We start from the raw sequence: 23,462 nt of genomic DNA, 5'->3' as shown, positions 1-23,462 counted from the left end.
GAGCGGGCGGGGTCAAGGCCGTCAGCCGCCGGAGGCGGGGGCGCGCAGCGCCAGCCTTGAGCCCGCTCGATCACCGGTCTACTTCAACACAGTTGCTCCTCGGGGAGCGATGCACTATTGCCCCCGTCGCCTTGCCGATAACTGATGCGGCGGTCCGGTTGGGCCGCTCACATCACCGCAAGACTTGGCGCACAGACCCCGGGCGCCAGGACCACACGATTTTGCCGTACGCCGATCACACCGGTCGAGTGCGCGAGGCTCTTCGCTCACGGCTCTCCGCCCTGCGAAACCCTTGGCGCCGATGTAACCTGCGTCCACCGCCGCCCGGCCCGCGTGTCGTGACGATCGCGATACGCCCCTCTTGCCTGGGCCGGGTTGCCGCGACACATACGCGATTTCCGAATTTCGGTAAAGCGGAATGTTTTGGATGGCGCGCGTTGACCCACGGCTGGCGTGTTTTGCCCGTCAGGCAACACAAGACCTTGTAGCCTTCCCCTCGTCATTCCGGGGCGACGACGTCGCAAGCCCTGAATGACAGCTGTGGCTGCATTTGCCCATCCCGCCGCCGCGCTGGTATGGTTCCTGCAAGCTGCCTCGGCTTCCGCAATCTCCTGACAAGATCCTTAAAATGCCAAGCTCAAGACCCGACCGCATCCGCAAGCTGCTCGCCGACCTCGTTGCTTTCGACACCGTCAGCGACCGCACCAACCTGCCTCTGATCACCCATATCGAAAGCTATCTCGCCACGTTCGGCATCAAGTGCGAGCGCATCGTCGATGAGACCGGCGAGAAAGCCTCGCTGTGGGTCACCATTGGACCGGAGGACCGTCCCGGCCTGGTGCTGTCGGGCCACACCGATGTCGTGCCCGTGGTCGGCCAGGACTGGAGCCACGATCCGTTCAAGCTCGTCGAGCGTGACGGCAGGCTCTACGGCCGCGGCACCACCGACATGAAGGGCTTTGTCGCGGTGTGCCTCGCGATGGTGCCGGAGATCGTGGAGGCGAAGCTCAAGACGCCGATTCATCTGGCGATCTCCTATGACGAGGAGATCGGCTGCGTCGGCGTGCGGCCGATGCTGCGCGAGGTGGCGAAGAAACGCGTAAAACCGCTCGGCTGCTTTGTCGGCGAGCCGACCGAGATGAAGGTCATCATCGGCCACAAAGGCAAGCACGGTGTCCGCGCCACGTTTCGCGGCCTCGCCCGCCATTCCTCGATCGCGCCCGACGGCGTCAACGCGATCGAATATGCCGCAGAACTGATCACCGAAATCCGTCGTCGCGCGGTAAAACTCGCGGCCGCGCGATCAACGGACAGCCTTTACGACGTTCCGCACTCGACGCTGCTCACCAGCATCGTGCATGGCGGCGCCGCGCTGAACATCGTGCCGGATACCTGCACGGTGGATTTCGAATGCCGCGGCATCGGCATCACCGAGTCCAAAGAGGTGACCGATGCGATCGTCGCCTGGGCCAAGGCCGAGCTCGAGCCCGCGATGAAGAAACAGCATCCGGAGTGCGGCATCGGGTTCGAGGAAATCCTCGACTATCCCGCGCTCGACACGGCCGCCAACGCCGCCATCGTCACGCTGGCCAAGAGCCTTGCGGGGCGCAACGATCACGCCAAGGTCGCGTTCGGCACCGAGGCGAGCCTGTTCGCCAGCATGGCCGATATTCCCTCGGTAGTGATCGGCCCGGGATCCATCGCGCAGGCGCATACGCCGGACGAGTTCGTCGAGATGGCGGAGCTGGAGAAGTGCGCGGGGTTCGTGGAGAGGCTGATTGCGCATTGTGTGAGGGAGTAGAGCGCTAGCATGCGGAACCGCCCGCATGAGCGAAGCGAGATGCGAGACCGCCGTCCCGGCTATTGCTTCGCTCACCGGGCCCTACAACATCAGCGCTCCTGCAAGGCCAGCCGCACACCGACGGCGCAGTAAACTGCGCCGACCAACTTGCCTTGCCACCTGACAATTGCCGGATGGCGGCGAACGAGGTTGCCAAGACGTCCCGCACCGACGGCGAATACGACGGTGCTGACGAGGCCGAGCAACACGAATATGGCTCCCAGAATCGCAAGCTGAAGCACGACCGGCCCGTTGTCCGACCGGACGAACTGCGGCAGGAAGGCGAGAAAGAACAGCGCGGTCTTCGGATTCAGAACCTCCGCCACGATCGCCTGTCGGAACGCTTGACCCGCAGTGATCGCCAAGGTCCGGGCGCTGATTCCCAGTGGAGGCTTTTCCAGCATCGCGCGAATGCCGAGGTAAATGAGGAAGGCTGCCCCCGCATATTTGACGATGCTGAACAAGAGTGCCGACGTAGCGATGATCGCCGAGAGGCCGACGATCGCCATCATTGTGTGGACGATGTCTCCCGCAGCGATCCCCGCCCCTGTCGCGATGCCAACCTTCGTTCCGGAACTGGCCGCGCGCGCCATGGTGAGGAGCGTGGCTGGTCCAGGGATGAACACAAAGCCGAGCACGATAATGATGTAGGTGATCAGGGTGGTCAGATCGATCATGCACGGGCTCCACGGGGCGGGTTGATCTAGCAGGCTTTGCGACGGCGAATAGCCCACCGGCACAAGCAGCCGGTCGTCGATCTGGCCAACCATCAAGCCGTGCTCGGCATCCAGTACGCCGCGACATCTCGGTCCAGGCGATGCTGCCTCTGGAACACTGATTGCCCGCCTTCGCGGGCAATGACATCGCGTGTTTGGAGACGGCGACGCAAACAAAAAAGCGCGGCCAGTGGCCGCGCCTTCGCTCTTCCTATACCGCGCCCGCCTTCTGCGCGTAGTCCCATGAGGCCTTTGACAGCGGCACGGTGCGCTTGGCCGATTCCAGCGCCTTGGCATTGGCGGCGGTGCCGTCGCGGATACGGCCGGCGATACCCTGCGTGATACCAGCGAGGCGGAACAGATTGTAGGAGAAGTACCAGTTGAGGTCCGGCACGTTCATCTTGGTGACGTTGCAGTAGATTTGCGCGGCCTCTTCCAGGCTCGGGATGTTGAGCGCCTTGAGGTCGACGCCCTCGAGGCCCGGCATGATCCACTGCATCAACAGATAGGTAAAGTCGGCCATGGGATCGCCGAGCGTCGACAGCTCCCAGTCCAGCACCGCCTGCACCCGCGGTTCCGTCGCGTGGAAAATCATGTTGTCGAGGCGATAGTCGCCGTGGACGATGGAGACGCGCGCCTGCTCCGGCACGGTCTTGGGCAGCCATTCGGCGACCTTCTCGAACTCCGGAATGTGCTGGGTTTCGGAGGCGCGGTATTGCTTAGTCCAGCGGTCGATCTGGCGCGCGAAATAATTGCCGGGCTTACCGAAGTCGCCAAGGCCGATCGCAACCGGATCGAACATGTGGAGCTTCGCCAGCGTCTCGATCTTGCTGGTGAAGATCTTTCGGCGCACATCGGCATTCTGGCTCGGCAGCGTTGGATCCCAGAACACGCGGCCCTCTTCCATCGACATGATGTAAAAGGCAGCGCCAATGACGCTATCGTCCTGGCACAGCGCATAGGCGCGTGCGACCGGAAAGCCTTGCTTTCCAAGCGCTGCGATCACGCGGTATTCGCGATCGACGGCGTGCGCCGAAGGCAGCAATTTGCCGAATGGCTTTCGGCGCATCACATAGGAACGGTTCGGCGTGTCGAGCCGGTAGGTCGGGTTGGACTGGCCGCCCTTGAACTGGAGCACGACCAGCGGGCCCTCATAGCCTTCGACGTTGTCGCGCATCCAGGCCTCGAGCCGCAGCTCGTCGAAACGATGCCGCTCCTCGACCGGCTTGGTGCCCGAGAACTCCTCGTCTTTCCTGACGCCGTCAGCCACGATGACGCTCCCTCTTCAGTCCTGACCATTTCAGGTCGAGCATGATCCTAATCGGTAACCACTGACGCACTTGCGTCAAGCGGTCATCCGACGCGGATCATGCCCTGTCGTTTCTTCAAGTCGGGATCGCCGTCCGGCTCTCCCGCTTAGTTTTAGTGACTTGGAGAGTTTGCATACTTCCGAAGTTCAAGTCTGGCAATGGCGCGATTGTGCACCTCATCCGGACCGTCGGCGAGCCTCAGCGTGCGAATGTGGGCGTAGTCCTTGGCAAGGCCGGCCTCGTCCGACACGCCCGCGCCGCCAAAGGCCTGGATCGCCTCGTCGATGATCTTCAGCGCCATATTGGGGGCTGCGACCTTGATCATGGCGATCTCGGCCTGCGCAGTCTTGTTGCCGACCTTGTCCATCATGTCGGCCGCCTTGAGGCACAGAAGACGCGTCATCTCGATATTGGTGCGGGCCTCGCCAATGCGCTGCTCCCACACCGAGTGCTCGACGATCTTCTTGCCGAAGGCGGTGCGCGAGGCGAGCCGCTTCACCATCTTCTCCAGCGCCTCCTCGGCCTTGCCGATGGTGCGCATGCAGTGATGGATGCGGCCAGGGCCGAGCCGGCCCTGCGCGATCTCGAAACCGCGGCCTTCCCCTAACAGGATGTTCTCCTTCGGCACCCGCACGTTCTCGAGCAGCACCTGAGCATGGCCGTGCGGCGCATCGTCGAAGCCGAACACGGGCAGCATCTTCTCGACCTTGATGCCGGGCGTGTCGAGCGGAACCAGGATCTGCGACTGCTGCTGGTGCTTGGCCGCCTTGAAATCGGTCTTGCCCATCAGGATCGCGATCTTGCAGCGGGGATCGCCGACGCCGGACGACCACCATTTGCGGCCGTTGATGACGTAGTGATCACCGTCTTTCTCGATGCGGGTCTCGATATTGGTGGCGTCCGACGAGGCCACCGCCGGTTCCGTCATCAGGAAGGCGGAGCGGATCTCGCCGTCCATCAGTGGGCGCAGCCATTTGCGCTTCTGCTCCTTGGTGCCGTAGCGGATGAACACTTCCATGTTGCCGGTGTCGGGCGCCGAGCAGTTGAATACCTCCGAGGCCCAGGTGATGCGGCCCATCTCTTCCGACAGCAGCGCGTATTCGAGATTGGTCAGTCCCGCGCCGCGGAATTCGTCGTCCTCGTGCTCGGACGGCGGCATGAACATGTTCCACAGGCCTTCCGCCCTGGCCTTCTTCTTGAGGTCTTCCAGGATCGGAATCACCTTCCAGCGGTCGCCGCTCTTGTCCTGCTGGTCGTAGACCGGCACCGCCGGGCGCACGTGCTTGGTCATGAAAGACCGCACGCGGTCGAGCCATTCCTTCTGCTTGGGCGACAGATCGAAATCCATGGGACGCTCCTCGTCTTGCTCTTTGAACAATTTCTCTGACGCCGAACTGTCCTGCCGCTGCGCCCGGCCCGCAAGCGCGAATGCGCGCGCGTTGCGGCCGTTCGGAACGGAATCGCGAGTTGCGAACGAGTCCCGATTGCGGATTGACAATTTCCGGCCTTCAAACGATAGTTTCATACAACTGTTTGAATTGCAACTCCCCTCATCCAGGGCACCCATGGCCAGCGATCATACGAGGTCTGCCATTCTCGCCGCCGCCGAACGGCTCTATGCCGATCGCGGCTTCGGCGACGTGACGCTGCGCGACATCGTCGCGGCGGCCAATGTCAATCTGGCCGCGGTGAACTATCATTTCGGCTCGAAGGATGAATTGATCGCGGAATTGTTCGTCACGCGCTCGATCGCGACCAATCGCGAGCGCCTGCGGGAATTGAAGGCGGCGGAAGAACAGGGCGGCGGCTGCGCGCCGATTGAGGTCATCCTGCGCGCGCTGGTCGGACCGACGTTGCGCGGCTGCCTCGGCCCTGAGAACCAGCGCTCGACCGCGGCGCGCTTCATGATCCGCGCCTCGATCGAGTCCGTGCCGCCGATCCGCCGCATCAAGAACCGCGAGATCGACCATTTGCGCAAATTTGCCGGCGCGATGCGCAGGTCCCTGCCCGACCGCAGCGAGGTCGATATCTATTGGGGCCTGAACTTCGCGCTCGCCATGGCGCACCACACCATCCGTGAGAGCGAGCGGCTGACGAAGCTGTCGGAGGGCAAATGCGACCTCGATGACGTCGAGGACGTGGTCGCGCGCGTCGTCCGCGTCGCGACGATGGCGCTGACGGCGGGCCGGAGCGAGACGAAGGCGCCGGCGCGGGCGCTGGCACGCGACGCGCGTTGATCAAACAGGCTCGCTCAGGGCCGATACGGCCTCACTTCCCGCTTGCGGGAGACGTCGGAATTTCGCGTGCAGGGGTCACGCCCGCTGCGGCATCTCCTCGGCCTCTTCTTTGGCGAGCAGCAGCAGCATCTCGATGCCCATCTCGCCTTCCTGCGGCGAACGGATGAACTTGATCTCATCGGAACTTTGCCGCAGCGCGGCAATGATGGCGACGGCCTGATTGGCGGTGGCCGCCTCGGTCGCCAGAATATCCTTCTGGTTCTTGGCCTGGAACCCGATCGTGTAGGACATTCGCTTTCCTCCCGAACTTAAGTGGGAAGATCGGATCAGAATCGGGCGGGAAGCGAAAGCCTGTGCGACTACGGATCGGGATTATCTGGGGGATTGCGCACAAGCTTCACGCAAGCCGGGTCGCGCCGGCTTGCTCGATGCGAGTTGGGCTCGCGGACAGGGCGAAGCGACCGCTAAATGATCCCGTGCTGCTTCAGCTCCTCGACCTTGCCTGCATCATAGCCGAGCTTGCCGGCGAGCACCTCCTCGGTATGCTCGCCCAAGAGCGGCGGCGCGCGGTAGTCCTTGATCGGCGTCTCCGACAAAGTGAGCGCGTTGCGAACCAGCGACAGATCGGGCTCGAAGGGATGATTGACCTTCACCCGCATGCCGCGCGACTGGACGTGCGGATCGGAAAACACCTGCTCGAAATTGTTGATCGGCCCTGAGGGCACGCCGGCCTCCTCCAGCTTTTCCAGCCAATAGGCCACCGGCTTCTTCAGGAACAGGCCGGCGAAGATCGCCATGATCTCCTTTCCGTGCACGACGCGGTCGTTGTTCTTGATGAAGCGCGGATCGCTCGCGAGCTCGGGCGCGCCGAGCACGGCGCAGGTGCGCTGGAACTGGCCGTCATTGCCGACCACCAGCATCAGCTCGCCATCGGTGCAGCGGAACACGCCGGCCGGCATGCCGCCATTGCCCCAGGTGCCGCGGCGCGGCGGGGTCTTGCCGTTGACGAGGTAGATCTGGAGCCAGTGCGACAGGGATGCGATGACGGTATCGAACAGGCAGACGTCGATGTGCTGTCCCGCCCCGCCATTGGCGTCACGGTGGTAGAGCGCCGAGAGAATCCCGATCGATGAATTCATGCCGGTCATGTAGTCGACTATGGAAGGACCGACCTTCATCGGGCCCTCGCCCGGCTCGCCATCGATATGGCCGGTGACACTCATCAACCCGCCCATCGCCTGCAGAATCGCGTCATAGCCGGCGCGCGGCGCGTATGGGCCGGTCTGGCCGAAGCCGGTCACCGAGCAATAGATGATGCTGGGATTGATCGCCTTCATCGATTCATAGTCGAGGCCGTAGCGCTTGAGATCGCCGACCTTGTAATTCTCCATGAAGACGTCGACGTCCTTGGCGAGCTCGCGGATGATGGCCTGCCCCTCGGGCTTGGCGATGTTGACGGTGACCGATTTCTTGTTGCGGTTGGCGCAGAGGTAAAACGAGTTGTTGTTGTTCGCCTTGCCCTCGGGATCGGTCAGGTAAGGCGGGCCAAAGGCGCGCGCGTCGTCGCCGGTACCCGGCCGCTCGATCTTGATGACCTCCGCACCCAGGTCTCCCAGCATCTGCGCCGACAAGGGCCCGGCGAGCACGCGGGTGAGGTCAAGGATCTTGATGCCTGAAAGCGGCAAAGCCGACATGTCGATTTCCTCCGGGGAACTGGGATCTTGGCGCGGCGGCTCGAAAGCTCTGGCCGCGCACCCCGCGGATACACCATTTTCGGGCATCGAGCACTGCACTGGCGGCATACGGCCATCCCCACCCGGCAGCAGGATCGGCCGGTTGTCGAATTCCGCGCCGCGAAGATTGTCTTAGGTCAGAGCTGCAGCAGCGGTTCGCGGCCGCCGCCGCCCGAGCAGGACCAGGATCAGCACGGTTGCGCAGGAGCAGACGAAGGTGAGACCGAGCGCAGCGCGGCTGCTGAACTCCGTGAGCAATCCGACGAGGAGCGGCGGCGAGATTGCGGAGGCGAGATTGAGCGGCAGCGCGATCATCGACATCGCCTTGGCGAACTCGGCCTGGTCGTAGAACACCAGCGGGATGGTCGCGCGCGCCACCGCCATCGCGCCGCTGCCGGCGCCATAGAGCAGGATGAAGACCGCGACCGCCCAGGTCGTACCCTCGCTCATCATCAGGAGCAGCATCGCCACGGGCAATGCCGTGCCTGCGACGAGGCCGGTCGTGATGCCGTCCCATCGCCCGCCTCCAAGGAAGTCCAGTCCGCGCGCGCTGACCTGGATCACACCGAGCATCGAGCCGAAGGCAATGGCCTGTGCTGGCGCCAGCCCCTCGGCGCGGAGCAGCTCGATGAGAATGGCGGAGAGGCCGAAATTGACGAAGGCGTTGAGGGTGATCGCGGCAACGACGAGACGGAATGTGCTCCGCGCAAATGCAGGCGCCTCTGCAGGCTCGGCCGGCGCACCGCCATCGCTATCCGCGCCTCTCCGACGCGGAGCCGCGAACGCATAGAGCGGAAGCGACACGAGGATCGTCATGGCTGCATAGACGAGGCATGTTCCACGCCAGCCGAGGTGACCGCTCAGGAACGAGGTGGCCGGCCAGAAGATGCTGTTGGACAGTCCCGTCACCAGCATGAGCGCGCCGATCGCGCTCTTAGCCTGCCGCCCGGCGACCTCGTTCAGCATGATATAGGCGCCGGTCGACAAGGTCGCGCTGCCGGCGATGCCGAGCACGATCCAGGCGGTGAAATAGAGCATCGGCTCGCGCGCGAGCGACAGCAGCACGAAACCCGGCGCGGTCACGACCGTGCCGATCATCATGATCGGCCGCGCGCCATGCCGCGCAAAGGACTTGGCGAGCCAGGGGGCGCACAGTCCCATCGCGACGTAAAGAACGGATGTCCCCGCGAATACCGCCGGCAGGCTCATGCCCAGATCGGCTGCAAGATCGCGCCCGACAATGGCGGGAAGCCCGATCGTGCCCCACCCGACCAGCTGCGTGATCGCGAGCACCAGCAGGACGCCGATTAGCCTGCTGTCAGACTTCAAGAACCGCATTCCCGATATCGCCTGCCCGCCGGGCGCGGATCGCGCCAGCAAGCCCGTTTTACCGGTAGACTCAGCTTGCGGGAATATCGGTTCCGAATGGCACCGCGGCGCCAGCCGCAGAGCACGCCCGTGTCAGGACGTGTGGCCCGGCTCGATATGCTTCGGCGTCTTCTTTTCGCGCTGCGGGGTCATTTTGGCGGGATCTGGCGCATCCGGGACGCCGCGCGGGCCGAGCTGATCGCGCTGGATGTCGTCTTCGGACAGCGGCGGCTCGACGCCATTCTGCTCACGAGGCTTGGTCATCGTGGCCTCCTCTAGATGCTATTCCGCGGCCCCTAGACACCGAGCGCGGTCTCGCCTGCCTCACGGCCGGGCACGCTGACATGGACTTCATGTCCCTCACGAAGGGCCAAGGATGCCGCGGCAACCGCCGACTCGAATGCAGCTTCCTTGGTAGCGTATCGGCTCTTGACGTCCCCGTCGTGCAGCACGCCCCATTCGTCCTGCACCGGCACGACGGCGTATTGAGCAAGACCCATTGTCCAAACTCCCGGCTTTGCGTTCAGAGATCGTCTGCCCGATAACGCGCGGGCGCGCCTAACGTTGCGTCAGCTGCGGATGCGCCGCCGTCACCCGCCACACGGTGTTGCCGCTGTCGTCGGCCACCAGCAGCGCGCCGGTCTTGTCGATGGCGACGCCAACGGGGCGACCGCGCGCCTGATTGTCGCTGTTAAGGAAGCCGGTGACGACGTCCTGCGCCGGCCCGCTCGGCTTGCCGTCCGCAAACGGCACGAACACGACCTTGTAGCCGTTCAGCACCTGCCGGTTCCAGCTGCCGTGCTCCCCGACGAAGGCGCCGTTGCGATAGGCGGCCGGCAGGCTGGTGCCGGCGGAGAAAGCCATCCCCAGCGGGGCGACATGCGAGCTCAGGGCATAGTCCGGCACGATCGCGTTGGCCACGAGGTCCGGCCGCTCCGGCTTGACGCGGGGATCGACGTGCTGGCCCCAATAGCTGTAAGGCCAGCCGTAGAAGCCGCCGTCCCTGACGGACGTCATGTAGTCGGGCACGAGATCGGGACCGATCTCGTCGCGCTCGTTCACCACTGTCCACAATGCGCCGGTCTGCGGCTCGAAGCTGAGGCCGTTCGGATTGCGCAGGCCGCTTGCGAAGAGGCGCCAGCGGCCGCCGGCACGATCGACCTCGAGGATAGCGGCGCGATTGTGCTCGGCCTCCATGCCGTTCTCGGTGATGTTGCTGTTGGAGCCGACGCCGGCATAGAGTTTTGAGCCGTCGGGGCTAGCGACCAGGCTCTTGGTCCAATGATGATTGATCGGCCCGCCTGGCAGCGGCGTCAGCACCGTGCCGGGTGCGGTGATCTTCGTGTCGCCCTCGGTATAGGGATATTTCACGATCGCGTCGGTGTTGGCGACATAGAGATCGTTGCCGACCAGCGCGACGCCGAACGGCGAGTTGAGATGGTCGAGGAAGACGCTTTGCGTGTCAGGCACGCCGTCGCCATTGCTGTCGCGCAGGAGCGTGATGCGGTTACCCGGTCCGGTGTCGCCGCCGCCCGAGGTCGCCCAGGACTCGATATATCCCATCACGATTTCCTTGGGACGCTTGATCGAGGCGCCCTTCGGCGCCTTGGACTCCACCACCAGCACGTCGCCATTGGGCAGCACATAGAGGGATCGCGGATGCTGCAAGCCGGTTGCGAACGCCTTGGCCTGCAAGCCCTGCGCAACGGTCGGCGTCTCGTCCTTCTTCCAGCCGACGATGCGGGCGATGTGGACCGGCGGCAGCAGATATTGCTGGATATCCGGCAGCGTCGGATTGGGGCCGATTTGCGCCTTGGGATCGCCACTGCCGTCATTGCAGCCGGCCAGACACAGCAACGAAGAGCACAGCAGCGCGCGGGTGAGCTTTGCCATCATCGTGCAACTCCGACGCCGTGGCGATACACCATGGCCCAGCCGAGCCAGCCGGTGACGGGCAGGATCAGCACGGTAATCACCGAAAGAGCGAGCCCGGTCGGCCACACCGAGGTCCAGGCATCGCGCATGTGAATCATCGTATTGAAGATCGCAAGGATCAGCGCCACAGCGTTGCCGATCAGATGCGGCCAGGCCGGCGGCTGCGTCCGCACCAGTCGGTTGCCGAGGAAATCAATGAGGCCTGCAATGGCCGCGAGCACGCCGAAGATAACGCCGAAGAGCAGAAGCCAGGCGGAAAAATTCGCCCACATGATCTCGGCGCTCGCGACATAGGCGATGTCGGTAAGCAGCGCCCCGATGAAACACGCGATCGGGATCGGCACCAGCATCGGATGAATCGGATGGCCCGCGATCTGCGCCGTGGAGCGCACACGCATGTCGTCTTGCACGGTCGGCCTCGTGTGACTTTCGCCCCGCCCGACCGGGAAACTCATGCTTGCGGCGATGGTTCCTGAGCGGATTGATCGCCCAGGCGCGCCCACATATTCGGCATCGCGCCGAGTGGGAAGTCTGCGGCCCGGCCCGGATCGTCGGTTCTAGCCAAAGCCGGCTTGCCCGAAACCGACGTTACTCAAGGTCAAAACAGCGGAGCTCCCTGCCGCAGATTCATGTGCCGGTTGACGTCCTTGTAAAGCAGATAGCGAAACCGACCGGGGCCTCCTGCGTAGCACGCCTGCGGGCAGAAGGCGCGCAGCCACATGTAGTCTCCGGCCGCGACCTCGACCCAGTCCCGATTGAGACGGTACACGGCCTTGCCCTCGAGGACATATAATCCGTGCTCCATGACGTGCGTCTCTGCAAAGGGGATCGTCGCACCCGGCTCGAACGTGACGATATTGATGTGCATGTCATGCCGCATGTCGGCCGGATCGATGAAGCGCGTGGTTGCCCACCTTCCCTCAGTGCCCGGCATCGGTACCGGTTCAACCGAGTCTGCATGGGTCACAATCGCCTCGGGCTCGGCCAATCCGGGCACGCGCTGATACAGCTTGCGGATCCAGTGAAGCTGCGCCGGGCTCTGGCCCCGGTTGCGAATGCTCCAGGCGCAACCGGGTGGCAGATAGGCGAAGCCGCCCGGCCTGAGCTCATGCTCCTCGTCCGCCAATTTGAGGAGCAACCTGCCGCCCACGACGAACAACGCGCCCTCGGCGTCTTTGTCCGGTTCGGGAACTTCACTTCCTCCATCCCGCGCGATCTCCATAAGATAATGGGAGAACGTCTCCGCGAAGCCGGAGAGCGGTCGCGCCAGCACCCAGACGCGCGTATCCTTCCAGTGCGGCAGGTGGCTGACCACGATGTCGCGCTGCACGCCGTTGGGGATGACCGCGTAGGCGTTGGTAAAGACCGCCCGGCCACTGAGAAGATCCGTCTGGGGCGGAAGGCCCCCTTGCGGGATGTGATAGGTTTGCGATGACATCATCGAGCCTCGTGGACGTTACGGGGGGTCAGCTTGCGGCCGTCTTGGGATCGAGTTGCATCGTCTCGTCTAGCCAATATTCTTCGAGATTGTTACCACCACCCTTTCGATCGACGACAAGGAACGAGCTTGCGTCCTTGACCACCAGAAGCGGGTGGTGCCAGCAGTTTCGGGCATAGTTCACGCCTTGGTTGCCATTGGCAGCGAACGCCCGATAGGTCGAAGGTGTGTGCGGGTCGGTGCAAACGACGACCAGCCAGTTTCCTCCGTTCAAGGGCATGAACAGCTGGCTTCCAAGTGGATGGCGCTCCATCAGGCGAATGGCGATGGGCGCGGGCCGCGCAGAGGCGACAAACCAGCTGATGTTGATTTGTCCGCCGTCCGCACCGACATCGATATTGGCGAGTTCGTTGTAGCGCGCGGCATATCCCTGGTTGATCGAGAGGGGCGTCAACCCTTCCGTTTCGACGACCTCTCCGAACGGAGCGAACGCCTGCCTCATCAATGGCTCAATCGAGAGTTTTGCCATGTCAACCACATGCCTCTGCATTCAAAGCGTCTGCAGGCCCGCGACGGGAGCGTTCGCGCCGGCCGGATCGATCTGCACGTTCTCGCTTGAAGGAACGATCTCACCATCGAGAATGCGATGCGCCTTCGCGCGATCGAGGTCCCCCTCCCACGAGGCGACGACCACCGTGGCAACGCAGTTTCCGACATAATTGCCGAGCGCGCGGGCGATGCCGATGAACCAGTCCACCGACAAGATCAGCACCAGTCCGATCGCCGGGATGGCCGGAATGGCTGCCAGCGTCGCCGCGAGGACGACAATGGCCGAGCCCGGGACGCCATGAGCTCCCTTGGACGTGAGCAACGCGACGCCGAGGATCGCCAGGAGATCGCCCGTGGCGAGTGGTGTGTTCGTCGCCTGTGCAATGAAGACCGCCGCCAGGGTCAAGTAGATCGAGAAGGCATCCAGATTGAATGAGTACCCTGTCGGGATGACCAAACCGACCGTCGACCGCTTGATCCCGAGCTGTTCGAGCTTGCGCATGGTCTGCGGAAGCACGCTGTCGCCTGCGGCCGTGCCGAGAACGATCATCAGCTCTTCACGCAGATAGACCAGCAACTTGAACAGGCTGAAGCCCGAGAGCCGCATGATCGCTCCGAGCACGACGACCACGAAGAAGAACACCGCCAGATAGAACAGGGCAACAAGCCCCCCGAGCTGCTTCAGTGAACCGATGCCATACTTGCCGACAGTGAAGGCGATCGCACCGAAGACGCCGAGCGGGGCGAGCCGGACGACGAAGTTCATCATCTTGAAGATGATCTCGTTCACCCGCTCGACGAAATCGACGACTGGCCTCGCGCGCTCGCCGCACAACGACATGGCACAACCAAACATGATCGAGACGATCAGGACCTGCAGAACATCGCCGGAGCTGAAGGCTCCGACGATGGTCGACGGGATGAGCTTCATCAGGAATTCGGAGACGCCTCCGCCGGCGACCTGAGCGGCGGTCTGGCTGAACCCGCTAAGCGCCTTGGCGTCCAGCGTCCTTGGATCGATGTTCATTCCGGCGCCGGGCTGAAAATAGTAAGCAAGCGCGATGCCGAACACCAAGGCGATGGTGGTGACGATCTCGAAATAGAGAAGCGAGCGGATGCCCACCCTTCCAACCTTTGAAAGGTCGCCGGCCGCCGATATTCCCTGCACCACCACGCAAAACACGATGACGGGCACCAGCATCTTGATGAGTTTGATAAAGCCGTCGCCCAGCGGCTTCATCTGCAATGCAGTGTCCGGATAGGCCATGCCGAGAGCGATGCCGGCCGCGAGTGCAACGACCACTTGGAAGAAGAGTGACTTGAAAATCTTGGGCATGGCTTTCCTCGCTCCCTGGGCTTCCATTTGTCTGGCTTGGTCGGCCTTTAGCCTTCGCCACTCTTAGCGTTGGCGGCGACGTGAAGTCGCCGCGGATGGAGCCGTTCGGTCGCGGCAGCACGCGCGAGGTCTCCATCGGTCATTCGTTGACCAGCCTCGCTGCCGAGTCCAATATATAGAACGACACGATTGATAGGGTTTCACTATGGATCTGCGCCAGCTCCGGTACTTCATCGCGGTGGCCGAGGAGCGCAGCTTCACCCTTGCCGCCCGACGGCTGAACCTCTCGCAGCCGCCGCTCAGCCAACATATCCAGGCGCTCGAGGCCGAACTCGGCACCCAGCTCCTCTACAGGACCAGCCGCAGGGTCGAGTTGACGCAGGCCGGCGAAGCCATGCTGGTGCGGGGGCGCGCGATCCTGCAGCAGGTCAAAGCCACGGAAGATGAGGTTCGGTCGATCGGCGCCGGCTTGGTCGGAACGCTGGATGTCGGGGCGACCGGCTCCATCCTGCGCGGTCGTCTCGCCGAGCTGCTCGCGGCCTATCGGAAGGTTGCGCCATTGGTCAAGATGACGGTACATGAGCAGGCGCCGGCGCTGCAGATCGCCGCGCTCCTCAGCCGTGCCACCAACATCTGTCTCATTCGCGGCATTCCCGCCGAGCGCGACCTGACCAGCAAGCTGGCGTGGCGCGAAGAGGTCGTCCTGGCCGTGCCCCGCAGCCATCGGCTGGCGCAACGCAGGCGCATCGCCCTCGGCGATCTCGCCTCCGAGGATCACGTCGTCCTGGATCCGGACAGCTCGGATTTCGCCCGCTACGTGCGGAAGTGCTGTGTCGACGCCGGCTTTCTCCCAAAGGTTTCCCAGCAAGTCGTCGATGCCCAGTCGATCCCAAGTCTGATTGCCGCAGGTTTTGGTGTCGCACTCGTGCCGCAGTCGATTGAGCGGTTCACAACCACCGACATCGTATTCCGCCCGATCAGGCCCTCGCCGCCCACGGCCGATGTGTTTCTGGTGTTCAGGGAGGACGAGACGTCGATGGTGGTGCACAATTTCATCAGGCTCGCTCTTCGCTATCTCAACCAGCGAAGAGCCTGAGCCAGGCCCACGTCATCGGCCATGCCAGCAGGGACCGCCACCGCTCAGACCATTGCGATGGCCACGTGTGGCCGTCGTGCCGAAAGCACGGGACAAGCGCCGATCGTCGTCGATGAAGCGCGACGTGTCGGAATGAAACGTCCAAGCTGTTGAGAACATTGGAGCGGGTGAAGGGAATCGAACCCTCGTATTCAGCTTGGAAGGCTGCTGCTCTACCATTGAGCTACACCCGCGTCAGGGGCTCCCTAACACGGTCGGACGGCGGTCTCAACTGCCGCGACGGCGACTTTTCGCACAGCTTGCTTGCCTTACGAACCAGCTTGGGTTCCGGCCGATCCGCTCGCCCTTAACAGCGGCGGCCTTACAACCTATATTGAAATCTCCCGAAACCAACGAAAGGAGGTGATCCAGTGTCTTATCTCAAGCGCTGTCACCTCGCTGGGATCGCCCGCTAGGCTCTAGACAAAAGGCTTGGCATCAGGGCGCTCTCAGCCCTGGACCAGCGAGCAAGAAATCGGGCGCGACGGGGCACTCCCCGCCGCGCCTTTTCCTTTTCAGATTTGCCCTGATCGGGAGGGTCGGGACCGCTCGCCGGCTCAGCTCGTGCGAAGCCGTTCGCGCAGCGCAACGGCGGCGATCAGCATGCGGACGCACCATGCCATGACCGCGCGGTGAGGTTCCGCGCCGAGGAGCACCGTGCAGATGCTCGTGAGCAAGCATGGGGCAATCGCCTTGCCGATCCTGCTTGCCAGCGAGAGCAGGAACGGCATCGCCGCAATTGATATTTGCAGGACGTCCATGGTCGACCACCGCCCTGGGCAACGGCTTCAAAAACCGCAGATGTTGAGCGCACGCGGGCGTTTGCCGCGCCGGCTCTCCACGATCCGCTCGCCGCCATTTTCGGCCGAGCTGCCGTAATAGCGGTGATGGCCGGCCTGGTCGTGCAGATCGGCCGGTTCGGATTGTCCCGCCCGACGCGCGTCGCAGATGATCTTGATGGTGTGACCCGCCATTGCCGCCTCCAGCAAAAACCTTGTTGTTGTGGTCATCAGTCGCGACCGCTTTCGGCGGCGTTCACGCGGCACGGCCGTAATCGGGTTTCAGGACGGTTTCGTCGCTTGCCGGCCACGCAATATTCTGCTTCGGGATTGTCGGCACGGACTGCGGTGCTACGTCCTCGGGACTTTCGTAAGTAACTTGCGCAGAAGAGAGGTGACGATGCTGTACGCCATCCTGGCCTATCACGTGGAAGACGAGGTCTTGTCCTGGACGCCGGAGCAGGACGCCGCCGTCGTCGCCAAAGTCATCGAGGTTCAGGCGCCGCTACGAGCCAGCGGACAGTTTGGGCCGGCCGCCCGTCTGGATGAGACCCGAAAGGCCCGCACCTTGCGGGGCCCCGGCGCGGGCATGGTGCTGGACGGTCCGTTTGCCGAGACCAAGGAGCAGCTGCTGGGCTTCCACCTCATGGAATGCGCCAGCGAGGATGAGGCGATCGCGGCGGCGCGGAAGCTGCGTGCGGTCAATCCGACGGCGGTCTACGAAATCCGTCCGGTCAAGCTTTACGTGCCGGCCGACGGGTTCGGCGCGACATCCGGATGAGCCGCCGCCTTACGTATCCGGCTCCGTTCGCGCGATGCTGAAGCGCTGCATCACGACGGCGCCGAAGGCGATGAACCAGATAAAGGGCGCGACACGCGGCGCGAACGCCGCAACGATCGTGCCCGGGATGAACACCAGGAACGGAAACAGCGAGATCATGATCTCGTGACGCCATGCGCCCAGGATGGTCCACCACAGCCAGGCATTAAGGCCGGCGATCGCGGTCAGATGCAGGCCGTAGAGCACCGCCACCGCGTTGCTCATGCCGTAATTGGTGTAGAGGCCATTGGTCACAGGCAGCAGCACGATCGAGAGCAGGAAGAACAGATTGAGGATCACCGCGCCACGGCTGCCGACCGGCTGGCGCGCCAGGCGCCGGTGATGGCTGATCCAGAACACGCCAGCGATGATGAAGCTGAGCGCGAAGCCGGCGAGCTTGCCGGAATAGACATGGGCGAGATCGCTCCAGCCGGGGGCGCTGGTGAACACCGCGGCCTTGGGCAAGTCGTAGGCGAGCAGCGTCATGGCAACGCCAAAAATGGTGTTGCTGAGCGATTCCAGCCGCCGCATCTCGAACTGGTCGGGCTTGAGCTCGGTCATACCGGAGGGTTTCTCGGGCTGGAACTTGGGGCCGTCTTTCCCCCTAAATCCTAAACCCGGTTTCGTCCAGCTGCATTGCGATTCGCGCCGGGATCGCCGAGTCTCAGCCTTTCACCGGGGCGATTCGTGGCGACATATCTGGACACGCTCAATGCGGAGCAGCGCCGCGCCGTCGAGCATGGCGTGGCGGAAGGTGCGACCGTGGGCGCCCCCCTGCTCGTCATTGCCGGCGCCGGCTCCGGCAAGACCAACACGCTCGCCCACCGCGTCGCGCATCTGATCGTCGCCGGCGCCGATCCGCGCCGCATCCTGTTGATGACATTCTCCCGCCGCGCCGCGGCCGAGATGGCCGGCCGGGTCGAACGCATCGCCCGAAAAGTGCTGGGCGAGAACAACGCCGCGATCATGCGCGATGCACTCACCTGGGCCGGCACCTTCCACGGCATCGGCGCGCGCCTCTTGCGCGAATATGCCGAACGCATCGGCCTCGACCCCGCCTTCACCATCCACGACCGCGAGGACTCCGCGGACCTGATGAACCTGGTCCGGCACGAGCGCGGGCTGTCGAAAACGGAGAGCCGTTTTCCGGCCAAGGGCACGTGCCTTTCGATCTACTCGCGCTGCATCAATGCCGAGATGGAGATCGAGAAGGTTTTGGGGGTGCACTATCCCTGGTGCGCGGGCTGGGCGGCCGAGCTGAAAGGCCTGTTCGCGGCCTATGTCGAGGCCAAGCAAGCCCAGCATGTGCTCGATTACGACGATCTCCTGCTCTACTGGTCGCAGATCATGAGCGATGCGCTGATCGCGGAAGAGATCGGTGGCCGCTTCGATCACGTGCTGGTCGACGAATACCAGGACACCAACCGCCTGCAATCTTCGATCCTGCTGGCGTTGAAGCCCGACGGACGCGGGCTCACAGTGGTCGGCGACGATGCCCAGTCGATCTATTCGTTCCGCGCCGCCACAGTGCGCAACATCCTGGATTTTCCGCAGAGCTTTTCGCCGCGTGCGGAAATGATCACGCTCGACCGCAACTACCGCTCGACGCAAGCAGTGCTGGCGGCGGCCAACGGCGTCATCGGCCTCGCGCGCGAGCGCTTCACCAAGAATCTGTGGACCGACCGCGCCTCGTCGCACAAGCCGCAGCTCGTCACCGTGCATGACGAGGCCGACCAGGCCCGCTACATCGTCGAACAGGTGCTGGCCAATCGCGAGCAAGGCGCGCTGCTCAAGCACCAGGCGGTACTGTTCCGGACCTCCTCGCATTCGGGCCCGCTTGAGATCGAGCTGACCCGCCGCAACATCCCCTTCGTCAAGTTCGGCGGACTGAAATTCCTCGATGCAGCCCACGTCAAGGACGTGCTGGCGCTGCTGCGTTTCGCCGAGAATCCGCGCGACCGGGTCGCGGGTTTCCGCATCCTGCATCTGTTGCCGGGCATCGGACCCGCGACCGCGCAGCGCGTGCTGGACCAGATGGCCGAGAGCACCGATCCGCTCGCCGCGCTGGGCCAGCTCCCGGCGCCTGCTCGTGCCGGTGCTGATTGGACCGACTTCGTCCGCACGGCCCAGAATTTGCGCTATTCGGAATGGCCGACCGATCTCGAACGCGTGCGACTCTGGTACGAGCCGCATCTTGAGCGCATCCACGAGGATGCCGAGACGCGGCGCGCCGATTTGATGCAGCTCGAGCAGATTGCGAGCGGCTACGCCTCGCGCGAGAAATTTTTGACCGAGCTCACGCTCGATCCGCCCAATGCAACCAGCGACAAATCCGGTCCGCCGTTGCGCGACGAGGATTACCTGATCCTCTCCACCATCCATTCCGCCAAGGGCCAGGAGTGGAAGTCGGTGTTCGTGCTCAACGTCGTCGACGGCTGCATGCCCTCCGATCTCGGCGCCGGCACCACCGCCGAGCTCGAGGAGGAGCGCCGCCTGCTCTATGTCGCAATGACGCGCGCCAAGGACGATCTCCACCTCGTCGTGCCACAGCGCTTCTTCATCCACGGCCAGGCCGCCAAGGGCGACCGCCACGTCTACGCCTCGCGCACCCGCTTCATCCCGGAGCAGTTGGTCTATCTGTTCGAGCGCACCGCCTGGCCGAAGGCCGCGGCGGGTGCGGCGCGCACGGCGGCGCTGGGTCCGAAGATCGACATCGGGGCGAAGATGCGCGGGATGTGGCGGTAGGTTTGGGCCGGATTGAACAAACGGAAACTGAGCATTTCCGAAAGCCGCCTTGTGGCGGTGCGGCTGTTCATTAAGTGTCGTCCATCTTCCCGCAGAGACTTCATCCATGACCGCACCGCTCGAATTCGGACTGGATACCTTTGGCGACGTCACCAAGGACGCCTCCGGCGCGATGCTTTCGCATGCGCAGGTGATCCGCAACGTCGTCGACGAAGCCGTGCTGGCCGATGAGCTCGGTCTCGACTTCATCGGCCTCGGCGAACATCACCGCGCCGACTTCGCGATCTCCTCGCCCGAGACCGTGCTCGCAGCCATCGCGGCGCGCACCAGGCGCATCCATCTCGGCTCGGCCGTGACGGTGCTGAGCTCGGACGATCCGATCCGCGTGTTCCAGCGCTTCGCCACGTTGGATGCGCTCTCGAACGGGCGCGCCGAGGTGATCCTTGGCCGCGGCTCGTTCACCGAATCCTTTCCACTGTTCGGCTTCGACCTGCGCAAATACGAAGAGCTGTTCGAGGAAAAGCTCGACCTGTTCACGGCCCTGCTGTCGCAAACGCCGGTGACCTGGGAAGGCAAGCTGCGTCCGCCGCTGCGCGATCAATCGGTCTATCCGCCAATCGAGAACGGCACGCTGAAAACCTGGATCGGCGTCGGCGGCAGTCCGCAATCGGTGGTGCGTGCCGCGCATTACGGCCTGCCCTTGATGCTCGCGATAATCGGCGGCGATCCTGCGCGCTTTGCGCCCTACGTCGATCTCTATCACCGCGCGTTCAAGGAGTTCGGTCGCCCGGCGCAGCCGATCGGCGTGCATTCGCCCGGCTATGTCGCCGAGACTGACGCACAGGCGCGCGAGGAGCTATGGCCAGACTACAAGGCTATGCGTGACCGCATCGGCAAGGAACGCGGCTGGCCGCCGATGGGCCGCGACGAGTTCGTGAACGAGGCCGAGCACGGCTCGCTCTATGTCGGCGCGCCGGAAACGGTCGCACGCAAGATCGCCAAGACGGCAAAGGCGCTCGGCATCTCGCGCTTCCAGTTGAAATATTCGGCAGGTCCATTGGCGCACGAGAAGCTGATGCGCAGCATCGAGCTTTATGGGCGCAAGGTGGTGCCGATGGTGCGGGAGTTGATCGGGTAAAGTCTACCTTCGGTCTACGACGTCGCGCCCTGCTTCATCAGCCCGAGCCTGCTTGCGCCGACATAGAGCGAGAGCACGGCGGCGTTCGAGACGTTGAGACTCTTGATCTCGCCGGGCATGTCGAGGCGCGCCACAACGCTGCAGGTCTCGCGGGTCAACTGCCTGAGGCCCTTGCCTTCGGCGCCGAGCACCAGCGCCAGCGGCTCACGCAGTGCGACGTCGCCGAGATCCTCAGTGCCTTCGCTGTCGAGCCCGACGGTCTGAAAGCCGCGCTCGTTCAGCGCGGTGAGCGCGCGGGCGAGGTTTTGCACGGTGATGAGCGGCACGAGCTCGAGCGCACCGGAGGCTGCCTTCGCGAGCACGCCGGTTGCTTCCGGACTGTGACGCGCGGTGGTGACGATCGCCTTCACCGCAAAGGCCGCGGCGGAGCGCAAGATCGCGCCGACATTGTGTGGATCGGTGATCTGGTCGAGCACCAGCACCATGCCTTCCTGCTTCAATGTCTCGATGTCGGGCGAAGGCAGAGGATCGGCTTCCGCGAGCAGACCCTGATGCACGGCGTCTGGCGACAGCAGACGGTCGATCTCCTGGGGCCGGACGATCTCGGGCGCGACAGGAGTCGCGATGTTTTCGTCCGCAAGCCGCCTTGCGGCGTTCTCGGTCAGCGTCAGCTTGCGGATCCGCCGCCGAGGGTTGGCGAGCGCCATCGTGACGGTGTGCCAGCCATACAGGATGACGGGCCCGTCGGGGTGCGAATCGCGGTCGCGCCAAGCCGGCCGGCCGGCGGACTTCCCGGGCCTGTTGAAGGGCTTAGCCCCGCCGCGAGCCCCCTTGGGGCCGAATTTTCGATCCTTCATGGGCTCGCTTGTGTCACGGGCGCCGGAATATGGCAATTTGGCTGCCTTTGGGCGCGGTTTTAGCTGTTCGCCTCGGTTGACTTTGCCCCACCGCATCGCTCATAAACGCGCCCGGTCGCGCCCCGATCCGGGTTGTCGCGGCCTTCACGTTCCATGGCCGTCTTCGGTCCGCCGGCAAGGTCCGGCCCGATTGTGCTGCCGTCGAGCGGGGGAGTGTCCCGAGTGGCAAAGGGAGCTGACTGTAAATCAGCCGCCTCATGGCTTCGCAGGTTCGAGTCCTGCCTCCCCCACCAGCCTTCGCTCGCTTCGCGAGCTTCGGCTTGGCAAGCCAGGGCAGAACGTCACGGCGCAGCCGAGCCCGGACAAGACGACTTTCTCCTAGCTGCATTCCTGTTGACCGCCACTGCGGTACGCTCACATCAAAAAGCAAAACGCCCGTCCGCATCACGCGAACGGGCGTCTCGTTGGCAGCTAATCAGAGATCAGTTGTAACGGCGCAGCACGCGGTGGCCGCCGTAATAGTACGGCGCGGGCGCGCGGCGGGCGTAGCCATAGCGCGGACCGTAGCCGTAGTGCACGCGCGGCAGATAGCCCTGGCGCGGGCCGTAGCCGTAGCGATACGGCCGATAGTACGGCCGACGATAGGGATAGGCATCCGGAGCTGCGACCGCCGCGGCGCGATAGCCATAACCGTAGCCATAATTGGCGGGGGCAACGACCGCGTCTTCACGGTAGGTCGGATACGGCGCGAACGCGCCCGGGCCGGTGTAGGTCGGCCCCTGGTTGACGTAGTAATATTGCGTGGTCGGCTCGACGAGGCGCTCATAGGCGCCATAGCCGTATCCATAGCCGCCGCAACCTGTGTTGCAGCCGGAATAGACCGGCGCGACCGGCTGGCACGGATTGAAGCCGCAGGCCGCGGCTGGCGCGGTCCCCACGAACATCGCGGCAGCCGCCGCGACCAGTCCCGAAATCATCTGACGCATTACTCTCTCCTGTTAATCTTCGTTTGTTGGATTTTGACGTTTCCTAACCGGGCGGCTTGCCGGCCCCCTCGGCATGCGGCCGCGGCCGACGATGCTGCGGATTCACATTGATCTCCGGCGCGAGGATCACCGGCGGGGGATCGATGGGCACGTCCATCTGCGGCGGCAGCGGCGCCGATTGCGCGCCCCAGCTCTGATGGTAGCTCTCGGCCGGCTTCGGCAATCTGCGGTTCGCGGGCGGCTCGACCTCGAGCCGGCCGTAGCCGGGCCGCAGGCCCAACGTCGGATAATAATGGCCAACGTCGTCGGGCTGCCGCTCGGCGATATAGCGCCCGCCATAGATCGTGGGCTGCACCTGCTGGTTCTTGCCGAGGCCCCAGACGCCCTCGACAACGCTATAGGATGCGTCGATGTTGTTGATGATGATCGGCACGCCCGGACGGCCGGGAACGACAATATCGAAGCCGCCGCCGGCCAGCGCCGTCGCGGGCAGTCCGATCAGAAAAGCGGCGAGCGCCACAGCGCGCATGAGAGGACCCC

Annotated in this window: 25 protein-coding genes and 2 tRNA genes; 7 read left to right on the top strand and 20 right to left on the bottom strand. The window is 63.9% G+C overall.

The window, feature by feature from the left end:
- Positions 1–628 precede the first annotated feature (628 nt).
- A complete protein-coding gene (argE, locus tag IVA91_RS12625) occupies positions 629–1,801 on the top strand; it encodes an acetylornithine deacetylase (RefSeq protein ID WP_247276188.1) in 1,173 nt (390 codons plus the stop codon).
- An 89-nt stretch (positions 1,802–1,890) separates the two neighbouring features.
- On the opposite strand, the gene IVA91_RS12620 is transcribed toward argE, so the two are convergent.
- The 3 genes from IVA91_RS12620 to IVA91_RS12610 all read right to left on the bottom strand — a co-directional run bounded on the left by IVA91_RS12620 (position 1,891) and on the right by IVA91_RS12610 (position 5,214).
- Entirely contained in the window at positions 1,891–2,517 is a 627-nt protein-coding gene (locus IVA91_RS12620) for a LysE family translocator (RefSeq protein WP_247280955.1), read from the bottom strand.
- 250 nt (positions 2,518–2,767) lie between these two features.
- A complete protein-coding gene (locus tag IVA91_RS12615) occupies positions 2,768–3,826 on the bottom strand; it encodes a phosphotransferase family protein (protein WP_247280954.1) in 1,059 nt (352 codons plus the stop codon).
- 152 nt (positions 3,827–3,978) lie between these two features.
- Positions 3,979–5,214 (bottom strand): acyl-CoA dehydrogenase family protein, encoded by a 1,236-nt coding sequence (locus IVA91_RS12610; protein WP_247280953.1) that lies wholly within the window; start codon positions 5,212–5,214, stop codon positions 3,979–3,981.
- 217 nt (positions 5,215–5,431) lie between these two features.
- On the opposite strand from IVA91_RS12610, the gene IVA91_RS12605 reads away from it, so the two are divergent.
- Positions 5,432–6,103, top strand: a complete 672-nt coding sequence (locus IVA91_RS12605) for a TetR/AcrR family transcriptional regulator (RefSeq protein ID WP_247280952.1) — start codon at positions 5,432–5,434, stop codon at positions 6,101–6,103.
- A 75-nt stretch (positions 6,104–6,178) separates the two neighbouring features.
- Here the strand turns inward: IVA91_RS12605 and IVA91_RS12600 are convergent, their stop codons facing one another.
- From IVA91_RS12600 to IVA91_RS12555, 10 genes are all read right to left on the bottom strand, one after another.
- Positions 6,179–6,394: a hypothetical protein gene (locus IVA91_RS12600; protein ID WP_247280951.1), complete on the bottom strand. Its 216-nt coding sequence runs from the start codon at positions 6,392–6,394 to the stop codon at positions 6,179–6,181.
- Between the two features lie 173 nt (positions 6,395–6,567).
- Positions 6,568–7,797: a CaiB/BaiF CoA-transferase family protein gene (locus tag IVA91_RS12595; protein WP_247280950.1), complete on the bottom strand. Its 1,230-nt coding sequence runs from the start codon at positions 7,795–7,797 to the stop codon at positions 6,568–6,570.
- Between the two features lie 171 nt (positions 7,798–7,968).
- Positions 7,969–9,174, bottom strand: a complete 1,206-nt coding sequence (locus tag IVA91_RS12590; protein WP_247280949.1) for an MFS transporter — start codon at positions 9,172–9,174, stop codon at positions 7,969–7,971.
- A 123-nt stretch (positions 9,175–9,297) separates the two neighbouring features.
- Positions 9,298–9,468 (bottom strand): hypothetical protein, encoded by a 171-nt coding sequence (locus IVA91_RS12585; RefSeq protein WP_247280948.1) that lies wholly within the window; start codon positions 9,466–9,468, stop codon positions 9,298–9,300.
- 32 nt (positions 9,469–9,500) lie between these two features.
- Positions 9,501–9,704 (bottom strand): hypothetical protein, encoded by a 204-nt coding sequence (locus tag IVA91_RS12580; RefSeq protein ID WP_247280947.1) that lies wholly within the window; start codon positions 9,702–9,704, stop codon positions 9,501–9,503.
- Between the two features lie 58 nt (positions 9,705–9,762).
- Positions 9,763–11,100 carry a sorbosone dehydrogenase family protein gene (locus IVA91_RS12575; RefSeq protein WP_247280946.1) on the bottom strand — a complete coding sequence of 446 codons (1,338 nt, stop codon included), beginning with the start codon at positions 11,098–11,100 and terminating at the stop codon, positions 9,763–9,765.
- Positions 11,097–11,549 carry a DUF2231 domain-containing protein gene (locus IVA91_RS12570; RefSeq protein ID WP_247280945.1) on the bottom strand — a complete coding sequence of 151 codons (453 nt, stop codon included), beginning with the start codon at positions 11,547–11,549 and terminating at the stop codon, positions 11,097–11,099. The genes IVA91_RS12575 and IVA91_RS12570 overlap by 4 nt, the downstream gene beginning before the upstream one ends.
- A 188-nt stretch (positions 11,550–11,737) precedes the next feature.
- Positions 11,738–12,577, bottom strand: a complete 840-nt coding sequence (locus tag IVA91_RS12565; protein WP_247280960.1) for a bifunctional allantoicase/(S)-ureidoglycine aminohydrolase — start codon at positions 12,575–12,577, stop codon at positions 11,738–11,740.
- A 28-nt stretch (positions 12,578–12,605) separates the two neighbouring features.
- Entirely contained in the window at positions 12,606–13,106 is a 501-nt protein-coding gene (locus tag IVA91_RS12560) for an ureidoglycolate lyase (RefSeq protein ID WP_247280944.1), read from the bottom strand.
- Positions 13,107–13,127: 21 nt separating this feature from the next.
- Positions 13,128–14,462, bottom strand: a complete 1,335-nt coding sequence (locus IVA91_RS12555; protein WP_247280943.1) for a C4-dicarboxylate transporter DctA — start codon at positions 14,460–14,462, stop codon at positions 13,128–13,130.
- 205 nt (positions 14,463–14,667) lie between these two features.
- Between IVA91_RS12555 and IVA91_RS12550 the strand changes: the two genes are divergently transcribed.
- Positions 14,668–15,558, top strand: a complete 891-nt coding sequence (locus IVA91_RS12550; RefSeq protein WP_247280942.1) for a LysR substrate-binding domain-containing protein — start codon at positions 14,668–14,670, stop codon at positions 15,556–15,558.
- Between the two features lie 159 nt (positions 15,559–15,717).
- Here IVA91_RS12550 and IVA91_RS12545 read toward each other — a convergent pair.
- From IVA91_RS12545 to IVA91_RS12535, 3 genes are all read right to left on the bottom strand, one after another.
- Positions 15,718–15,791 (bottom strand) — tRNA-Gly (locus IVA91_RS12545).
- A 363-nt stretch (positions 15,792–16,154) separates the two neighbouring features.
- Complete coding sequence (locus tag IVA91_RS12540; RefSeq protein ID WP_247280941.1) at positions 16,155–16,358, bottom strand: hypothetical protein; 204 nt, start codon at positions 16,356–16,358, stop codon at positions 16,155–16,157.
- A 27-nt stretch (positions 16,359–16,385) separates the two neighbouring features.
- Positions 16,386–16,571 carry a hypothetical protein gene (locus IVA91_RS12535; RefSeq protein ID WP_247280940.1) on the bottom strand — a complete coding sequence of 62 codons (186 nt, stop codon included), beginning with the start codon at positions 16,569–16,571 and terminating at the stop codon, positions 16,386–16,388.
- A 205-nt stretch (positions 16,572–16,776) separates the two neighbouring features.
- Here IVA91_RS12535 and IVA91_RS12530 point away from each other — a divergent pair, with 205 nt between their 5' ends.
- Complete coding sequence (locus IVA91_RS12530; RefSeq protein ID WP_247280939.1) at positions 16,777–17,157, top strand: YciI family protein; 381 nt, start codon at positions 16,777–16,779, stop codon at positions 17,155–17,157.
- Positions 17,158–17,166: 9 nt separating this feature from the next.
- On the opposite strand, the gene IVA91_RS12525 is transcribed toward IVA91_RS12530, so the two are convergent.
- Complete coding sequence (locus IVA91_RS12525) at positions 17,167–17,757, bottom strand: TMEM175 family protein (protein ID WP_247280938.1); 591 nt, start codon at positions 17,755–17,757, stop codon at positions 17,167–17,169.
- Positions 17,758–17,883: 126 nt separating this feature from the next.
- On the opposite strand from IVA91_RS12525, the gene IVA91_RS12520 reads away from it, so the two are divergent.
- The gene (locus IVA91_RS12520) at positions 17,884–19,941 is read left to right on the top strand and encodes an ATP-dependent helicase (protein ID WP_247418187.1); all 2,058 of its coding nucleotides are present in this window, start codon (positions 17,884–17,886) and stop codon (positions 19,939–19,941) included.
- Positions 19,942–20,047: 106 nt separating this feature from the next.
- Entirely contained in the window at positions 20,048–21,079 is a 1,032-nt protein-coding gene (locus IVA91_RS12515) for an LLM class flavin-dependent oxidoreductase (RefSeq protein ID WP_247280936.1), read from the top strand.
- Positions 21,080–21,093: 14 nt separating this feature from the next.
- Here the strand turns inward: IVA91_RS12515 and rlmB are convergent, their stop codons facing one another.
- Positions 21,094–21,936 (bottom strand): 23S rRNA (guanosine(2251)-2'-O)-methyltransferase RlmB, encoded by an 843-nt coding sequence (rlmB, locus tag IVA91_RS12510; protein WP_247280935.1) that lies wholly within the window; start codon positions 21,934–21,936, stop codon positions 21,094–21,096.
- 207 nt (positions 21,937–22,143) lie between these two features.
- Here rlmB and IVA91_RS12505 point away from each other — a divergent pair.
- A tRNA-Tyr gene (locus IVA91_RS12505) sits at positions 22,144–22,229 on the top strand.
- A 189-nt stretch (positions 22,230–22,418) separates the two neighbouring features.
- On the opposite strand, the gene IVA91_RS12500 is transcribed toward IVA91_RS12505, so the two are convergent.
- Together IVA91_RS12500 and IVA91_RS12495 are read right to left on the bottom strand one after the other, a co-directional pair.
- The gene (locus IVA91_RS12500) at positions 22,419–22,922 is read right to left on the bottom strand and encodes a hypothetical protein (protein ID WP_247280934.1); all 504 of its coding nucleotides are present in this window, start codon (positions 22,920–22,922) and stop codon (positions 22,419–22,421) included.
- 43 nt (positions 22,923–22,965) lie between these two features.
- The gene (locus IVA91_RS12495) at positions 22,966–23,451 is read right to left on the bottom strand and encodes a hypothetical protein (protein ID WP_247280933.1); all 486 of its coding nucleotides are present in this window, start codon (positions 23,449–23,451) and stop codon (positions 22,966–22,968) included.
- Positions 23,452–23,462: the final 11 nt, after the last annotated feature.

It is taken from the genome of Bradyrhizobium sp. 153 (assembly GCF_023073835.1).
Classification (GTDB): Bacteria; Pseudomonadota; Alphaproteobacteria; order Rhizobiales; family Xanthobacteraceae; genus Bradyrhizobium.
This window is presented reverse-complemented; position numbering and strand designations above follow the sequence as displayed.

What these genes read in the sequence shown, in the direction of transcription:
- IVA91_RS12550 (WP_247280942.1), top strand. Translation starts at nt 14,668, where the DNA reads ATGGATCTGCGCCAGCTCCGGTACTTCATCGCGGTGGCCGAGGAGCGC.
- IVA91_RS12500 (WP_247280934.1), bottom strand. Translation starts at nt 22,922, where the DNA reads ATGCGTCAGATGATTTCGGGACTGGTCGCGGCGGCTGCCGCGATGTTC.
- IVA91_RS12575 (WP_247280946.1), bottom strand. Translation starts at nt 11,100, where the DNA reads ATGATGGCAAAGCTCACCCGCGCGCTGCTGTGCTCTTCGTTGCTGTGT.
- IVA91_RS12565 (WP_247280960.1), bottom strand. Translation starts at nt 12,577, where the DNA reads ATGTCATCGCAAACCTATCACATCCCGCAAGGGGGCCTTCCGCCCCAG.
- IVA91_RS12610 (WP_247280953.1), bottom strand. Translation starts at nt 5,214, where the DNA reads ATGGATTTCGATCTGTCGCCCAAGCAGAAGGAATGGCTCGACCGCGTG.
- IVA91_RS12600 (WP_247280951.1), bottom strand. Translation starts at nt 6,394, where the DNA reads ATGTCCTACACGATCGGGTTCCAGGCCAAGAACCAGAAGGATATTCTG.
- IVA91_RS12605 (WP_247280952.1), top strand. Translation starts at nt 5,432, where the DNA reads ATGGCCAGCGATCATACGAGGTCTGCCATTCTCGCCGCCGCCGAACGG.
- IVA91_RS12525 (WP_247280938.1), bottom strand. Translation starts at nt 17,757, where the DNA reads ATGACCGAGCTCAAGCCCGACCAGTTCGAGATGCGGCGGCTGGAATCG.
- IVA91_RS12560 (WP_247280944.1), bottom strand. Translation starts at nt 13,106, where the DNA reads ATGGCAAAACTCTCGATTGAGCCATTGATGAGGCAGGCGTTCGCTCCG.
- IVA91_RS12555 (WP_247280943.1), bottom strand. Translation starts at nt 14,462, where the DNA reads ATGCCCAAGATTTTCAAGTCACTCTTCTTCCAAGTGGTCGTTGCACTC.
- IVA91_RS12495 (WP_247280933.1), bottom strand. Translation starts at nt 23,451, where the DNA reads ATGCGCGCTGTGGCGCTCGCCGCTTTTCTGATCGGACTGCCCGCGACG.
- IVA91_RS12515 (WP_247280936.1), top strand. Translation starts at nt 20,048, where the DNA reads ATGACCGCACCGCTCGAATTCGGACTGGATACCTTTGGCGACGTCACC.
- IVA91_RS12540 (WP_247280941.1), bottom strand. Translation starts at nt 16,358, where the DNA reads ATGGACGTCCTGCAAATATCAATTGCGGCGATGCCGTTCCTGCTCTCG.
- IVA91_RS12580 (WP_247280947.1), bottom strand. Translation starts at nt 9,704, where the DNA reads ATGGGTCTTGCTCAATACGCCGTCGTGCCGGTGCAGGACGAATGGGGC.
- IVA91_RS12620 (WP_247280955.1), bottom strand. Translation starts at nt 2,517, where the DNA reads ATGATCGATCTGACCACCCTGATCACCTACATCATTATCGTGCTCGGC.
- IVA91_RS12530 (WP_247280939.1), top strand. Translation starts at nt 16,777, where the DNA reads ATGCTGTACGCCATCCTGGCCTATCACGTGGAAGACGAGGTCTTGTCC.
- argE (WP_247276188.1), top strand. Translation starts at nt 629, where the DNA reads ATGCCAAGCTCAAGACCCGACCGCATCCGCAAGCTGCTCGCCGACCTC.
- IVA91_RS12590 (WP_247280949.1), bottom strand. Translation starts at nt 9,174, where the DNA reads ATGCGGTTCTTGAAGTCTGACAGCAGGCTAATCGGCGTCCTGCTGGTG.
- IVA91_RS12595 (WP_247280950.1), bottom strand. Translation starts at nt 7,797, where the DNA reads ATGTCGGCTTTGCCGCTTTCAGGCATCAAGATCCTTGACCTCACCCGC.
- IVA91_RS12535 (WP_247280940.1), bottom strand. Translation starts at nt 16,571, where the DNA reads ATGGCGGGTCACACCATCAAGATCATCTGCGACGCGCGTCGGGCGGGA.
- IVA91_RS12585 (WP_247280948.1), bottom strand. Translation starts at nt 9,468, where the DNA reads ATGACCAAGCCTCGTGAGCAGAATGGCGTCGAGCCGCCGCTGTCCGAA.
- rlmB (WP_247280935.1), bottom strand. Translation starts at nt 21,936, where the DNA reads ATGAAGGATCGAAAATTCGGCCCCAAGGGGGCTCGCGGCGGGGCTAAG.